The organism is Halalkalicoccus sp. CG83 (genome assembly GCF_037081715.1).
In the GTDB taxonomy this organism is placed as follows: domain Archaea; phylum Halobacteriota; class Halobacteria; order Halobacteriales; family Halalkalicoccaceae; genus Halalkalicoccus; species Halalkalicoccus ordinarius.
Map to the genome: position 1 here is coordinate 1,925,329 of NZ_JAZDDH010000001.1, position 13,632 is coordinate 1,938,960.

Consider the following 13,632-nt stretch of genomic DNA (forward strand, 5'->3'; position numbering starts at 1 on the left):
CCGTCGTAGCGTACAGTACATACGTAAGTTTTCTTACGTCATGCGTATGACGTTCGATCGGTGGCCAGTCTACCGAGACATGTCTATGCGGAGCTCCCGTTTAGGACCTACCTCTCGTGATTGAAGCGCAAAAACGGATCGTCGCGAGAGGTAGATCGGCTCTCCGAGGCTGGCAGGAGAGGACTAGCTGCTGAAGTCGCTATCGCCGCTCTGTCTATCGGCTTGTGCATGCTGATTTTGCTCTATCTTGTTCAGCTCGATCAACAGTCGAAAGACCGCCTTCACGAGGTTGGAGTCGACGTCGAAGCGTTCGGCGTTCTCGCCGGCGCGGTCCATCACGCGCTGTTCCTGGGACTCGTCGGTCGTCGGCAGGTCCCGTTCCTGCTTGACGTCGGCGATCGTATCGGCGACGTAGGTGCGTCGCGCGATCAGTTCGACGATATCGTGGTCGATCTCCTCGATCTCCTCGCGCAGTTCGTCGAGACTCATCCCCTCCGGGCGCCCTCGTTCCGCGTCGTTGTCAACCATGTAGTGCCGTCTCGTATCTCCCACTCCGATCGGAGCTCAGTTAAAGCGTGTCGGTCCCCGACCGCGACGTAGCTCGGCCCGGTCCCCGAGAGGGAGACGCCCTCACACTCGGGAAGCGCCTCGACGAGCGGCGCGGTCGGAAAGCCGAGCGCCCCACAGAACGCGAACCCGTTGATCGACATCGCCACGCCGTAGCGCCCCTGCATGGCGAGCTCGCCGACCACGTCCGCGATCGGCGCGATCTTCCGACAGGCGTCGACGTCTGCGTCCGCGCTGAACGCCCGCTCCGGCGGGCTCCAGACCAGTACGTCGCGCTCGAACGCCTCGTTGGCGAGCAGCTCGTCTGCCGAGTTGTCGGTCACCGTGACCCCGCCGAGCATCGACGCCGAGGCGTCGTCGAACGCCCCCGTTACCGTGACGCCGGCCTCCCGAGCCGCACGGACGCCGAGCCGACAGGCCTCCAACCGGTCGATCTCGGCGTCGAGCGCGTCGAGCGTCGCGAGCACCGTCGCGTTCGCGGCGGCGCTCGAGCTCTTGAGTCCCGCTGCGAGCGGTACCTCGCTCTCGGTGCGCACGCGACCGCCCAGCGCGTGGTCGGCCTCGGCGTACTCCTCGACCGTGAGCTCGACGCAGCGCTCGATCAGCGCCGTGTCGGCCCCGGGCGCGCCATCTATCTCGCCCGTGACCCCCCCTTCCTCCGCGAGGCTAACGGTAGCGGTCGTCTCGAGGTCGATCGCGAAGGCGGAGCCCGTCCCGTTCGCGAGCGCGTTCAACACGGTACCGGCGGCGGGGGCGCTGGCGCGGCCGTTCATGTCCCGACCAGGCCGGGTCGGCTACTTATACTGTCGGTCGTGATCCGACGAACGGGTCCGCCGAGGGGTCGGCGGGTTCGCGCGGACGATCGGAGGGTGGCGCCGCCGACGCGAACACGGCGCTTTTCCCCCACGCCGTCCAACCCTCGCCGATGAGCCAGCGAAGCAACGTTTCGCCCTCGACGTTAGGCGTCGAACTCCAGGAGAGCGGGATCGCGGTGCGCTACACCGACGGGCGCGAGGCGTTCTACCACGGCGTCCCCCGAAAGGTGAGCGGGACGCTCAAGACGCCGCCCGGCAAGGAGGTCCACGTCCTCGTCACCGACCCCACCGAGACCGAGGGCGTGATGATGTACGTCAACGACCGGAAGACCCACGACGACGTCCTTGAGTCGACGGGCGTCGGGCGCGTACTGCTGGGGTCGGAGGAGTCCGAGGAGGTCTTCCCCGGCGTCGAGGTCGCGACCGAGGGACACAGCGTCCTCGTCGACGCCGATCCCGAGGTCGCCCGCGGTCGGGTGTTCGTCTTCGCCGAGGACGACATGAGCGAACACGCCTACGAGATGGTCAACGAGACCGAGGAGTGAGCGGGCCCCAGCGTAGCGCTCGAGCAGTCGTCCCGGTGTGGACGTTCGAACGGCCGTTTTCCTCGGTGGACCGGGAGCCGGAGAGCCCGATCCGCAGGGCACCCTCGGCGAAGGGAAGCCGGCCTACTGGATGTACGACGGCTCCTCGGCGTCGCAGTTGTCCTCGTGTTGGCGGGCGTCCTCCTCGTCGTCGAACAGGAGACCACAGCCCTCGCACTCGTACCACGTCATGTCGTCGCGCTCGGTCCGTTCCACCATGTGAAGTAGTGTGACGGCGCGGACCAAATGCGTTGCCCCGCACCCGAAGCCGAACGATAAAGGCCGTACGTCGCCGAGGAGCCGACATGAACGAGACGGAGGTGACGCTCACGGTCCGGGGCGCGGAGAAGCGTGACGCGGGCCGCGGCGTCGCCCGGCTGCCCGAGGCCGCCCGCCACGCCCTCTCGGTGCTCTCGGGCGACACCGTGTTGATCGAGGGCGAGCAGACGACCGTCGCGAAGGTCTGGCCCGCCGATCCCGACCTCGATGACGGCGGGATCCAGGTCGACGCCGACACCCGGTCGAACGCCGGCGTCAGCATCGGCGACAGCGTCACCGTCCGCAAGCAGACCGTCGAGGACGCCCGATCAGTGACGATCACGCCCCCGGTGTCGATCTCCGCCGAGGACGCAGAAAGCGTCGAGCGCGCCGTCAAGCGCGATCTGCGCGACAGGCCGGTCCGGGTGGGCGAGCGCATCCGCATCGAGCGTCTCGGCGTCGGCCCCTTCACGATCACCGACACCGACCCCGACGGCACCGTCAGGATCGACGACGGAACGACCGTCACTGTCCCCGCCGACGTCGAGGCGGCCGCCACCGAGACCGAATCCGACGAGCGGGTGAGCTACGAGGACATCGGCGGTCTCGACGAGGAACTCGACATGGTCCGCGAGATGATCGAGCTCCCCCTCTCGGAGCCGGAGCTGTTCCATCAAGTCGGGATCGACCCGCCGAAGGGCGTGCTGCTCTACGGACCGCCCGGAACGGGCAAGACGCTGATCGCCCGCGCGGTCGCAAACGAGGTCGACGCGAACTTCCACCACGTCTCGGGCCCCGAGATCATGTCGAAGTACAAGGGCGAGTCGGAGGAGCAGCTCCGCGAGGTGTTCGAGCGGGCTCGAGAGAGTTCGCCGAGCATCGTCTTCTTCGACGAGATCGACTCCATCGCCGGCAAACGGGAGGACGGCGGCGACGTCGAGAGCCGCGTCGTCGCCCAGCTGCTCAGCCTGATGGACGGGCTCGACGCCCGTGGCGACGTCGTCGTGATCGGTGCCACGAATCGGGTCGACGCGCTCGATCCCGCGCTCCGCCGGGGCGGACGCTTCGACCGGGAGATCGAGATCGGCGTCCCCGCGGTGGCGGGTCGCCGCGAGATCTTCGAGGTCCACACCAGAGGAATGCCGCTGGCCGACGACGTCGACCTCAACCGGCTGGCAGAACACACTTACGGCTTCGTCGGCGCCGACATCCACGCGCTCTCGACGGAGGCCGGAATGAACGCGCTGCGGCGCTTTCGCGGCCACCGCGCGGAACGGGGTTCCACGGATCGCTCGAGCGGGGACGACCAGCGAGACGGCGGGACGCTCTCGGAGCTGACGGTCACCCGCGAGGACTTCGACGTGGCGCGGGCCGCGGTCGACCCCTCCGCGATGCGCGAGTTCGTCGCCGAGACGCCCCAGACGAGCTTCGACGACGTCGGCGGGCTGGAGGAGGCGAAGGCGACACTCAGGGAGGCCGTCGAGTGGCCCCTCTCGTACGCGGAGCTGTTCGAGAAGACGGCGACCGAACCGCCCTCGGGCGTGCTGCTCTACGGGCCGCCGGGCACCGGAAAGACGATGCTCGCGCGCGCAATCGCGAGCGAGAGCCAGGTCAACTTCATCCACGTCGCGGGTCCCGAACTGCTGGATCGGTACGTCGGCGAGTCGGAGAAGGCCGTCCGAAAGGTGTTCGAGCGCGCCAGACAGTCCGCGCCGAGCATCGTCTTCTTCGACGAGATCGACGCGCTCGCGACCGAGCGTGGCGAGAGCCACGAAGTCACCGAGCGGGTGGTCTCACAGCTTCTGACCGAACTCGACGGCCTCGCCGACAACCCCAACCTCGTCGTCCTCGCCGCCACCAATCGAAAGGAGGCGCTCGATCGGGCGCTGATCCGCGCGGGTCGCCTCGAGACCCACATCGAGGTGCCTGCCCCCGACGAGGCCGCCCGCCGCGCGATCCTTCGCGTCCACACCGAGGGCAAGCCGCTGGCCGAGGAGGTCGATCTCGACGCGCTGGCGGCCGACCTCGAGGGGTATACCGGCGCTGACCTCGCAGCGCTCTGTCGGACGGCCTCGATGCGTGCGATCCGCGAGATGGCGACCGAGTACGGCCCCGAGGAGGCGACGCGGCGCGCGGACGAGATCCGTATCCGTGAGGAGCACTTCGCGGCGGCGCTCGAGACGGTCGAGCCGACGCTCGGTCCGTCGACTGCGGGTTGAGTTCGTGACCTCGATCCGCCATCCGGACACCGGACGGTCCCCGTACCGGGTATGAGATACGGAGGGAGGGCCACCGAATCGAGATAGACGAATAGCGCTGTGAGATACTATCGTGCCCGAGAGTGGGGTTCGTCGAGCGCGATGGGGTCAAACACGGGGTTCGGACTCACTCGTCTTCCACGGGTGGCCAGTACCGCGCGTCGGCCTCGATCATGGCGAGCAGTCTCCGTCGACGCTCGTCTAGATCCTCCATCGCGTCATCGAACTCCTCGTCCGATACCGTCGGGATACCGGCGTCGCGAAGACGGTCGAGGTCCGGCGCCGGTGGCAACTGATCGGCGGGATCGATGAACGCGTTGTCGAGCGTCTGAAGGTAGTCGAACGTGCTCGAACGTGCATCCTCGACGAGAGCGGTGTTGGGTTTGTGCTCCTCGGGGACGCCGAAACGAATGAGCGTCAACGCGTCGTCGAAGATGGCGACGGCCATCTTCGAGGCGTCCGCGTCTCTTTCGCTGTGGTAGTAGTGCAGGATCGGGTACGATTTGTGCTGTTCCGCGAGGCGGTTGACGTCCGACGCGAGCGAGTTGAGCGGCAGATCGAGCTGGTTGAGGTCCTCGCCGTCCCAGCCGGTCCGAACGAACGCTTCACCTCGACTCCCCAGCCCGGTCACGCTGCTGGCGAACGAACGCTTGTCGGAGACCGCTCCGAGGACCGAGAGGATGTAGCTGACGGCGATCGTGACGAAGAGCATCCCGCTGGCCGTGGTCAGCGCGGAAGCGATCTGCCAAGGAGCGCCGTTGGGAGCGAAGTCGCCGTTCCCATCGGTGAACATCGTGTACGCGACGTAGTAGCCTCGTCCGGGCCAGGTGAGGGGGCTGTTCGGGGCGTTCATGGGGATGAGCGCTCTCTCACCGCCGGCGGCGAAGACGAACGTCCATCCCGCCCAGATGAGTCCGATCCACATGACGATGCTCAGTGTAAGGATGAGTGGGCCGGCGAGGCTCAGTACTCGGGGATGGTCGCTCCCGACCGTCTTGAGCCCGCTCCACGTCCCCGCCGACAACCGAGACGAGAGGGGGCCGGCACCGCCGTCTACCCAGAGTGCCGTCCAGAGAAGGTCGACGATGGAGGCAATCAGAAGGCCAGTGCCAAGGAGGAGATAGAACGGATTCATAACGACGCTCCAACGCTTCTGCCCGCAACTGAGCGGGATCGTTTCGATCCGGGTCCCCGAGTACGCATGGCTCGTACCGTACCCTGTGTGAGCATATGTACCTTCCAGCCTCGGTCGCGTTGGGATCGCTGACAGTGGAGTAAGATGGCTGCTTGGTCCTCCGACCGCCGGCAACTTGGATATACCGGAGCGACGACCGTGTTCGCCGTTGGTAGCTGCGTTCGTCTGCGCGTTCTCCTACCGACGTCTACTCCGAGGTTGGTCGAAAGAATCGAGTTCTCGCGGGGTAGCGAATTCGTGAACCGGTCGCGAGTGGAGGAAGGGGGACTCCCGCTTCTGACCGGGCTTCGTGTCGAATACGTGCCCTCCATCTCGTCCGTAATTTCCGCTGGATGCAGCGCGTTGTGCATTCCGTCGGCGTAGGGAACGATGGACCCTCCGAGCGAGGACGGGATCCCTACTGGCTCCCCCACTCCATGTCGCCGGTCGTGCCGTCGTCCGCGATCGCGGTCTCGCCGGCGGTCACCTTCTCGCCGTGTTCGACCTGGAGGTCCGCGTGGTCGATCTCCGGGGGCAACAGCGCGTCGACGCGGCTGCCGAACGCGATGTGACCGAGGCGTTCGCCGCGTTCGAGCTCGTCGCCGGCCTCGACGTACGGGGTGATTCGCCGGGCGAACACGCCGGCGATCAGCGTCACCTCCGAGTCGGAGAACCGGACGTGGACCTTCTCGTTTCTGTCGGAGTCCTTCGAGAACGCCGGCCGATACCCGCCGGACTCGTGTTCGATGCTCTCGACGACGGCGTCGTCGGGCGAACGGACCACGTGGACGTCGTGGACGTTCATGAAGATGCAGACCCGGATCCGATCACCCTCGGTGCGGATCTCCGAGATCGTGCCGTCGGCGGGCGAGACGATGCCCGAAAAGGGCGGCGTGCGTTCGGGGTCGCGGAAGAAGAAGAGGGTGGCGCCCGCGGCGGCGAGGAACAACAGGCTGAGGGTCGGGCTGACCACGAACGCCGGGAAGACGAGCAACAACGGCGGGAGCGCGTACCACCAGACGCCGGGAGCGAAGTCCATGGATTCGAGGTTCAACCCCCTGTCATACGGGTCTTTCGCTTGCTGGTTTTCTCGGCTTTCCAGCCAGCCCCGAGTCTTTACCGGTACGTGCTCCATGTCAACACACATGGTCGAAACGGCTGGTCTCGATCTTTTGAACCTGCTGTTAGTACTCACGCTCGCGTGGACGTTCGGCCTCCTCGTCGAACGCGTCGGCTATCCGGCGCTGATGGGGGAACTCCTCGCGGGCATCGTCTTCGGTCCGACGGTCCTGGGACTGATACACCCGACGGAGGCGCTCGACGTGTTCGCCGAACTCGGCGTCTTCCTGTTGATGATCTACGTCGGCATGGAGGTCGATCTTCACGACCTGTTCGAACTCGGACCGCAGGCGCTGATGGTCGCGTTCGGCGGCTTCGTCGTCCCGTTCGGGCTCGGTTATCTGGTGGGCGACCTCATCGGCCTGGCGATCGAGCAGTCGCTGTTCGTCGGTATCGCGATGGCCGCCACCTCGCTGGCGACGAAATCCCGAATCCTGGTCGATCTCGACATCCTCGATACCCGCATCGCGGGCGTCCTGCTCGGCGGGGCGTTGCTGTCCGACGTGGGCGTGATGGTCGTGTTCGCCGGCATCATGGGCTTCATCGAAACCGGCGACGTGACCCCGCTCGATCTCGGTCTGGTCGCGGGGAAGGCGTTGCTGTTCTTCGCGGCGGCGCTCGTGTTCGGTGATCGATTCCTCCCGTATCTCTGGACACAACTGGAGACCTGGATGGAACGCCACGAGTTCGTCGATCCGACCTCGGCGTTCACCGTCGCACTCGTCGTCGCGCTGGTCTTCGCGTTCTTCGCGGCGCTCGTCGATCTCCACATGATCATCGGCGGGTTCATAGCCGGCCTGTTTCTTCGGCAGGCGCAGCTCGACCCCGACATCTACGATCACATGTACGACGTGATGTACGATCTGGCGATGGGCTTCTTCGCGCCGATCTTCTTCGTCACCGTCGCGTTCGAACTCACGCTCGACGTGTTCACAGGAGGATTGGACCTCCTCGTGCTCGTTTTGGCGGTGGCTTTCGTCAGCAAGATCGTCGGGAGCTGGCTGTTCGCCCTCCCGACGAAGCTCTCCCCGCGGGAGGGACTCGTCATCGGATTCGGGATGAACGGCCGCGGGACCGTCGAGATCGTCATCGTCTCGATCGCCCTGTCGGCGGGGGTTATCGGCCAGGAACTCTTCTCCGTTCTCGTCTTCACGGCGATCTTCACCACGACGCTCGTTCCGCCCACGGTCAAATGGGGCGTCGACTGGCTCGAGCGGGCGGACGAACTCGTCTACACGGACGGTATCGACGTCGACGCGAGTTCCGAGGGGGCCGGCCCGTAGTCCGCCCTGACGTTCGACCAGGTCCCGACCCGTGACCGTTCGGCATCGCCCCGTCCGATGAACGCAGAGGTCGTGACCCGGGACTACCGTGATCGCGTGTGGATCGCTCAGTCCCAGAACGCCTGCGTTCTGGCGTACTCGCGCTCCTTCTCGAGGACGTCCCGGTAGAAGTCGTCCTCGCTCTCGCGGTGGTTGTTGATGATCAGCGCGGCGTTCCGGGGGCCGACGCCGCGGGCGGCGAGCGCGATCACCGCCTGCTTGCCGTGGCTCTGGACGAGGCTCGCGGCCCGGTAGGCTCTTTGAGTGGCCTTCTCCTCCTCGCCGTCCTTCTCGTCGGTTCGGACGGCGTCGACGACCTCCTCGGCCCACGGGTTGAGCGCGGCGATCCGCGTCGAGCCACACGAGGGACACTCGGGCTGCTCGGGGACGCGTTTCACCTGCTGGGTACGGTCCCACTCCCGACAGTGGAGACACGCGAGCAGGACGCGGTCCTCCCGAATGCGCTCCCTGACGGTCTCGATCACGCTCGCGTCGGCGTTCTCGGGGGCCAAGAGTTCGGTACTCGAGGACCGTCCGCTCAGTCCGAGCGGCGTTCGCTCGCCGACGCGCTCGACCGCGAGGTCGCTCGACTGGATCCGCTCGAGAACGTCCGCCGCGCCCGGCACGTCGAGGTCCTCGTGGAACACCTCTCTCACCGCTTCCTCGTAGATCGGGGTGTCCTCGAGCGCGCCCAGCAGCCGGTCCATCGAGATCCCTCCTTTCGAGCGCTGCCAGGACTTGAGCGCGCCGAACTTCGTCGCGACCTGCGCAAGACGGAACTTGAGCGCATCCGAGTTCTTCAGGCTGAGCTCGATCAGCGCCTCGACGTGGTCGGGGTCCGTCCCCTCGAACGTCTCGACGACGTCCCGAGCGGCGATGCCCGAGGGGATCGTGAGCTCGATCCGGTAGGGATCGGTCTCGAGGCCGACCGACGATCCGGTCCGCTGGCCGATCAGCGCCGAGAGCAGCCGCCCGAGCGTCTCGTTGACCTTGTGGCCGAGACACGCGTCGACGACGACGGTCCCCCGGGAGAACTCCACGAGGAGTCGGTCGTCCGCCGGAAGCGGGTGGCCCGTCTCGACGTGGCGCTCGATCGGCGAGAGCGCCTCGCTCGCGGTGTGCTCATCGGTCGGGTAACGCGAGGTGAACTCGCGGGCGACCGCCTCGCGAGAGGCGCCGTTCTCGAACTGCGAGGCCGCGATCCGCCGGAGCTCGCCGACGCCCTGTGCGATCGCGTATGGGACGGGGATCTCCTGGCCGACCCACGAGGGGACCTCGCTCGCGGGGTCCTCGACGGGGCTCACCCGCACCTTCTCGTCCTCGTCGTCGATCTCGACGATCCGCCACATCTCGCCACGCTGGATGAACGTCGCGCCGGGCTCGACGAACGTGGTGACGAAGCGCTCGTCGAGCGTCCCAACCTGCCGGCCGCTCGCGACGTCGTGGACCTCGAACGTCGCCTCGTCGGGGATCATCGAGAGATTGGCGTAGACGTACTGCCACGTCCCGCCCGACTTCTCGAGCGTGTCGGCCTCCTCGTCGAGCCAGAGGATCCTGTTGCTACTCAGCTCCCGGACCACCTCCCGGAACGTCTCGCGCGAGGTGTCGGCAAAGGGCGCGGCGCGCGTACAGATCTCGTAGGCCTTCGACGCCGAGATCTCGCCGTGACCCATCACGAGCCCCGCGATCTGGTTGGCGAGCGTATCGAGGCTACCCGCGTGGATGCGGGCCGGCTCGACGTCGCCGCGTTCGGCGCGCTCGACGATCGCCATCGCCTCGAGCGCGTCGTCGGGGGTGGTGGCGATCACCGTTCCCGACGACACCTGATCGCTCCGGTGGCCCGCCCGGCCCACCCGCTGGAGCAGGCGCGCGACCTCGCGTGGGCTCGCGTACTGGACGACGTGATCCACGCGGCCGACGTCGATACCGAGCTCCATCGAGGAGGTACAGAGCAGCCCGTCGAGCTCGCCGGCCTTGAACGCGTCCTCCACCTCGACGCGGGCGTCACGCGAGAGCGAGCCGTGGTGGACGCCGACGTTCGCGTCCATCGCCTTGAACCGCGAGCCGAGCGCCTCCGCGGTCTGTCGCGTGTTGACGAAGATCAGCGTGGATTCGTTCGTCTCGACGATCTCGTTGATCGCCCGGACGTGGCTCGCCATCTCGGGCTCGGTGACGAGCTCGCTCGCCAACCGCTCGTCGCCAGCCTCGATCTTGGGGGTGAGCACGCGCAGATCGAGTCGGCTGCCGGCGTCGGCCTCGCAGACGGCACACGGGCGGTTGCCGGTGAGAAAGGCGCCGACCTCCTCCGGATCGCCCACCGTCGCGGAGAGGCCGATCCGCTGGAACGGACCGGCGAGATCAGCGAGGCGCTCGAGGGCCACCGCGAGCTGGGCGCCGCGTTTCGAGCTCGCGAGCTCGTGGACCTCGTCGACGACGACGTGTTCGAGGTCCGAGAGCGCCTCCCTGAGCTTCGATCCGGTGAGCATCGCCTGGACCGTCTCGGGAGTGGTCACGAGCACGTCCGGCGGGTCGTTCGCCTGCTTCTGTCGCTGGTAGTCCGTGGTGTCGCCGTGGCGGACGTCGACGTCGATCCCCAACGTCTCGCCCCACCAGTCCAGCCGCTCGCGCATGTCGCGGTTGAGCGCCCGCAGCGGGGTGACGTAGAGCGCGGAGATGCCGAACCGGTCCTCGGATCGCGCGATGTAATCGAACACCGGCAGCATCGCCGTCTCGGTCTTGCCAGTCCCGGTGGGGGCGATCACGAGCGCGTTCTCGCCCGCGGCGAGCGGCGGGATGGCGGCCCGTTGGGGTGCCGTCGGCGTCTCGAACCCCCGCTCGGAGAGCGCCGATCGAACCGCGGGTCCCAGCCGCTCGAAGACCGCAGGGTCGGTCGCGGTCCCTGCCTCAGTCATCACGGGAAATAGTGTCCAGCGGTGGATAAGGGCTCCGTTCACGCCGATTTCCCCGTGTGGATTTCGATCCGATCGTCCCGAATCCTCCTCGGCGTTCGACGGGTTCACCCCTCGGAGACGGGAGGGACGTAATCCACATAGCAACGCTCAAGGAACTCCCCGAGGGGACTGTAAACGAGCGCTTTCCACATCGGCGTCCCCGCCCGATCCGATGCGGAGAGTACGATATCGAGGGAGACGTCACCGGACGAACGTCGCTCGGCCTTACCTACCCTACCCATCGATGAGAACTCACGTCGACCACGAAGCCTGCCTGAGCCTCGTCGGAACCGTGCTCAGATACATGTCCGTCCCGTTGTTCGTTCCGGTCGCGATAGCGCTCGTCTATCGCGAGAGCGTCCTCCCGTTCGTCGCGACGATCCTCGTCGCGTTCGTCCTCGGTACCGCGCTCGAACGGCTCGATCCCGAACCGGACCTCGGCCACCGCGAGGGGTTCCTGTTCATCGGCCTGACGTGGCTCGCGGTCCCGCTTCTCGGCACCCTGCCCTATCTCATCGCGGGACAGGGAACGGTGGCCCACCCCGTGAACGCGCTGTTCGAGAGCATGAGTGGCTTCACTACCACCGGCGCGACGGTGCTCGGCGAGATCAGCGTCGAGCAGCACTCGCGCTCGCTGCTGATGTGGCGCCAGCTCACCCAGTGGCTCGGCGGCATGGGGATCGTCGTGCTCATGGTCGCCATCCTTCCCGAACTCTCCGTGGGCGGGGCACAGCTCGTCAAGAACGAAGCGCCCGGCTTCGGCATCGACAAACTCACGCCACACATCAAGGAGACCGCACGCGCACTCTGGACGGTCTACATCGGCTTCACCCTCCTCGCCTGCCTTCTCTACTACGGGCTCCATCTCGCCGGGCTGGCACCCAATATGGACCTCTACAACGCCGTCGCCCACGCGTTCACGACGATGCCGACCGGCGGGTTCTCGCCCGAGGCCAGGAGCATCGAGGCGTTCTCGCCCGCGATCCAGTGGGCGGTGATGCCGTTCATGATCGTCGCCGGCACCAACTTCGCCCTGCTCTGGTACGCGTTTCACGGCCATCCGGACCGGCTGTTCGGCAACTCCGAGTTCCGCACCTATCTCGGCGCGATCGGCGTCCTCGGCACGCTCGTCGCGATTCTCCTGTTCGTGGACGTCGGCCTCGCGGAGGTCCCCGCCGAGATCGACCCCATCCCGGGCGACGCCGAACACTCCGCTCGCCAGGCGCTGTTCCAGGTGATCGCCATCGTCACGACAACCGGGTACGCCAGCATGGACTTCAACACGTGGAGCGCACCGACGCAGTCGATCCTCATGTTCGCCATGTTCCTCGGGGGTTCGGCCGGATCCGCGGCCGGCTCGATAAAGATCATTCGGTGGTACGTGATCGGCCGGTCCGCCGGCCGAGAGCTGTTCACGACGGTCCATCCCGAGGCGGTGCGTCCGATCCGGATGGCCAACGAGATCATCGACGAGGAGGCGATCCGTGGCATCTTCATCCTCACGCTTGCGTTCTTCGCCGTCTTCGCCCTGTCGACGGTACTGATATTCCTCGACGGGGTTCGGACCGGAATCTCGCTGACGACGCTCGAGGCGATGAGCGTCGCCATGGCGACGCTCGGGAACATCGGACCCGGGTTCGGTATCGTCGGACCGATGGACAGCTACCTGCCGTTCTCCGACACGGCGAAGCTCTACATGGTGTTTCTCATGTGGATCGGTCGACTGGAGATCCTCTCGGTAGTGGTGATCCTCACGCCGTCGTACTGGCGGAGCTGATCGCCTGCGCCGGGCCGTCTCCCGACTCGACCCTCAGATATCGACGTAGGAGCCGAGTCTCGTTCCGTCGAGCAGGTACGCCTCGCCGTCGGCGAGGCCGTCGGGGAGGAACGGACAGAGGAACTCCTGGTCGGCGTTGATCCAGGTCCCGCCCACGAGGTCGTTGAACGCCGGGAAGACGACGAGTTCGGGGTCGTTCCACGACACGCCGGTACGGCCCTCGAAGGTCTCGCGAACGAGCCGGCCTCGCAGCCAGGCGCGTTCGACGCGACTCCCGCCCACCTCGTCGGTCAGCCGGACGCGGGGGTGTTCGTGGCCCATACAGACGGTCCGCGCGCCGAGCACCTCGCCATCGGGCCAGCTATGCCCGTGGACGAACCCCACGTCGCCGAGCCGGCGACCGCTCCCGTCCGTGACCGTCACCTCGGGGATCGATCCCGGGGTTCGGGGCGAGCGTGCCTGCTCGATCACCGACTCGACGTCGCCGTCGTGGTTGCCCTTTACGATCGTCACGGGGGTAGAAAGCGACTCGAGAAGGACCTCGATCTCGCCGCGCTCGGCGCCGCCGGGCCCGCCGATCGAGTGCATGAAGTCGCCGAGCACGACCAGGCGATCCGCCTTCGCTCGGCGGAGCAGTCGATGGACGTGCTCGCGGCGTCGTTCCGCCCGGCTCGAGACCTCGACGCCGTTCTCGTATCTGAGCGCCTGCTCGATCCCGGCGTGGTAGTCGGCGATCACGAGCGCGCGCTCGTCGCCGAGGTCGGCGACCGCCGCCGGCTCGTCGGGGATCGGATCGACGCGCCCCAT

Annotated in this window: 11 protein-coding genes; 4 read left to right on the forward strand and 7 right to left on the reverse strand. The window is 66.8% G+C overall.

The features are described 5' to 3' along the window. Positions 1-183: 183 nt before the first annotated feature. Together V0Z78_RS10110 and V0Z78_RS10115 are read right to left on the reverse strand one after the other, a co-directional pair. The gene (locus V0Z78_RS10110; RefSeq protein ID WP_409338692.1) at positions 184-528 is read right to left on the reverse strand and encodes a chorismate mutase; all 345 of its coding nucleotides are present in this window, start codon (positions 526-528) and stop codon (positions 184-186) included. After that, positions 486-1,340, reverse strand: a complete 855-nt coding sequence (locus V0Z78_RS10115) for a shikimate kinase (protein WP_336344507.1) — start codon at positions 1,338-1,340, stop codon at positions 486-488. Before V0Z78_RS10115 ends, V0Z78_RS10110 begins: the two co-directional genes overlap by 43 nt. Before the next feature lie 152 nt (positions 1,341-1,492). On the opposite strand from V0Z78_RS10115, the gene V0Z78_RS10120 reads away from it, so the two are divergent. Beyond that, positions 1,493-1,927 (forward strand): DUF5796 family protein, encoded by a 435-nt coding sequence (locus V0Z78_RS10120; protein WP_336344508.1) that lies wholly within the window; start codon positions 1,493-1,495, stop codon positions 1,925-1,927. A gap of 123 nt (positions 1,928-2,050) precedes the next feature. Here V0Z78_RS10120 and V0Z78_RS10125 read toward each other — a convergent pair whose 3' ends face one another. After that, positions 2,051-2,185 carry a DUF7128 family protein gene (locus V0Z78_RS10125; protein WP_336344509.1) on the reverse strand — a complete coding sequence of 45 codons (135 nt, stop codon included), beginning with the start codon at positions 2,183-2,185 and terminating at the stop codon, positions 2,051-2,053. Between the two features lie 86 nt (positions 2,186-2,271). Between V0Z78_RS10125 and V0Z78_RS10130 the strand changes: the two genes are divergently transcribed. Next, positions 2,272-4,443, forward strand: a complete 2,172-nt coding sequence (locus tag V0Z78_RS10130; protein ID WP_336344510.1) for a CDC48 family AAA ATPase — start codon at positions 2,272-2,274, stop codon at positions 4,441-4,443. 166 nt (positions 4,444-4,609) lie between these two features. Here V0Z78_RS10130 and V0Z78_RS10135 read toward each other — a convergent pair whose 3' ends face one another. Both V0Z78_RS10135 and V0Z78_RS10140 read right to left on the reverse strand, forming a co-directional pair. Beyond that, the gene (locus tag V0Z78_RS10135) at positions 4,610-5,617 is read right to left on the reverse strand and encodes an ion channel (protein ID WP_336344511.1); all 1,008 of its coding nucleotides are present in this window, start codon (positions 5,615-5,617) and stop codon (positions 4,610-4,612) included. 457 nt (positions 5,618-6,074) lie between these two features. Continuing rightward, the gene (locus V0Z78_RS10140) at positions 6,075-6,695 is read right to left on the reverse strand and encodes a protein sorting system archaetidylserine decarboxylase (protein ID WP_336344512.1); all 621 of its coding nucleotides are present in this window, start codon (positions 6,693-6,695) and stop codon (positions 6,075-6,077) included. 106 nt (positions 6,696-6,801) lie between these two features. Between V0Z78_RS10140 and V0Z78_RS10145 the strand changes: the two genes are divergently transcribed. Beyond that, positions 6,802-8,058 (forward strand): cation:proton antiporter, encoded by a 1,257-nt coding sequence (locus V0Z78_RS10145; RefSeq protein WP_336344513.1) that lies wholly within the window; start codon positions 6,802-6,804, stop codon positions 8,056-8,058. 107 nt (positions 8,059-8,165) lie between these two features. Here V0Z78_RS10145 and V0Z78_RS10150 read toward each other — a convergent pair whose 3' ends face one another. After that, on the reverse strand, positions 8,166-11,009 hold the full coding sequence (locus V0Z78_RS10150; RefSeq protein WP_336344514.1) for a DEAD/DEAH box helicase: 2,844 nt from the start codon (positions 11,007-11,009) through the stop codon (positions 8,166-8,168). 283 nt (positions 11,010-11,292) lie between these two features. On the opposite strand from V0Z78_RS10150, the gene V0Z78_RS10155 reads away from it, so the two are divergent. Beyond that, positions 11,293-12,825: a TrkH family potassium uptake protein gene (locus V0Z78_RS10155; RefSeq protein WP_336344515.1), complete on the forward strand. Its 1,533-nt coding sequence runs from the start codon at positions 11,293-11,295 to the stop codon at positions 12,823-12,825. 33 nt (positions 12,826-12,858) lie between these two features. Here the strand turns inward: V0Z78_RS10155 and V0Z78_RS10160 are convergent, their stop codons facing one another. Beyond that, positions 12,859-13,632, reverse strand: a complete 774-nt coding sequence (locus tag V0Z78_RS10160; RefSeq protein WP_336344516.1) for a metallophosphoesterase — start codon at positions 13,630-13,632, stop codon at positions 12,859-12,861.

Excerpts from the sequence above, each read along its gene's own strand:
- V0Z78_RS10110 (WP_409338692.1), bottom strand. The coding sequence starts at position 528 with ATGGTTGACAACGACGCGGAACGAGGGCGCCCGGAGGGGATGAGTCTC.
- V0Z78_RS10125 (WP_336344509.1), bottom strand. The coding sequence starts at position 2,185 with ATGGTGGAACGGACCGAGCGCGACGACATGACGTGGTACGAGTGCGAG.
- V0Z78_RS10145 (WP_336344513.1), top strand. The coding sequence starts at position 6,802 with ATGGTCGAAACGGCTGGTCTCGATCTTTTGAACCTGCTGTTAGTACTC.
- V0Z78_RS10135 (WP_336344511.1), bottom strand. The coding sequence starts at position 5,617 with ATGAATCCGTTCTATCTCCTCCTTGGCACTGGCCTTCTGATTGCCTCC.
- V0Z78_RS10140 (WP_336344512.1), bottom strand. The coding sequence starts at position 6,695 with ATGGACTTCGCTCCCGGCGTCTGGTGGTACGCGCTCCCGCCGTTGTTG.
- V0Z78_RS10155 (WP_336344515.1), top strand. The coding sequence starts at position 11,293 with ATGAGAACTCACGTCGACCACGAAGCCTGCCTGAGCCTCGTCGGAACC.
- V0Z78_RS10160 (WP_336344516.1), bottom strand. The coding sequence starts at position 13,632 with ATGGGGCGCGTCGATCCGATCCCCGACGAGCCGGCGGCGGTCGCCGAC.
- V0Z78_RS10130 (WP_336344510.1), top strand. The coding sequence starts at position 2,272 with ATGAACGAGACGGAGGTGACGCTCACGGTCCGGGGCGCGGAGAAGCGT.
- V0Z78_RS10120 (WP_336344508.1), top strand. The coding sequence starts at position 1,493 with ATGAGCCAGCGAAGCAACGTTTCGCCCTCGACGTTAGGCGTCGAACTC.
- V0Z78_RS10150 (WP_336344514.1), bottom strand. The coding sequence starts at position 11,009 with ATGACTGAGGCAGGGACCGCGACCGACCCTGCGGTCTTCGAGCGGCTG.
- V0Z78_RS10115 (WP_336344507.1), bottom strand. The coding sequence starts at position 1,340 with ATGAACGGCCGCGCCAGCGCCCCCGCCGCCGGTACCGTGTTGAACGCG.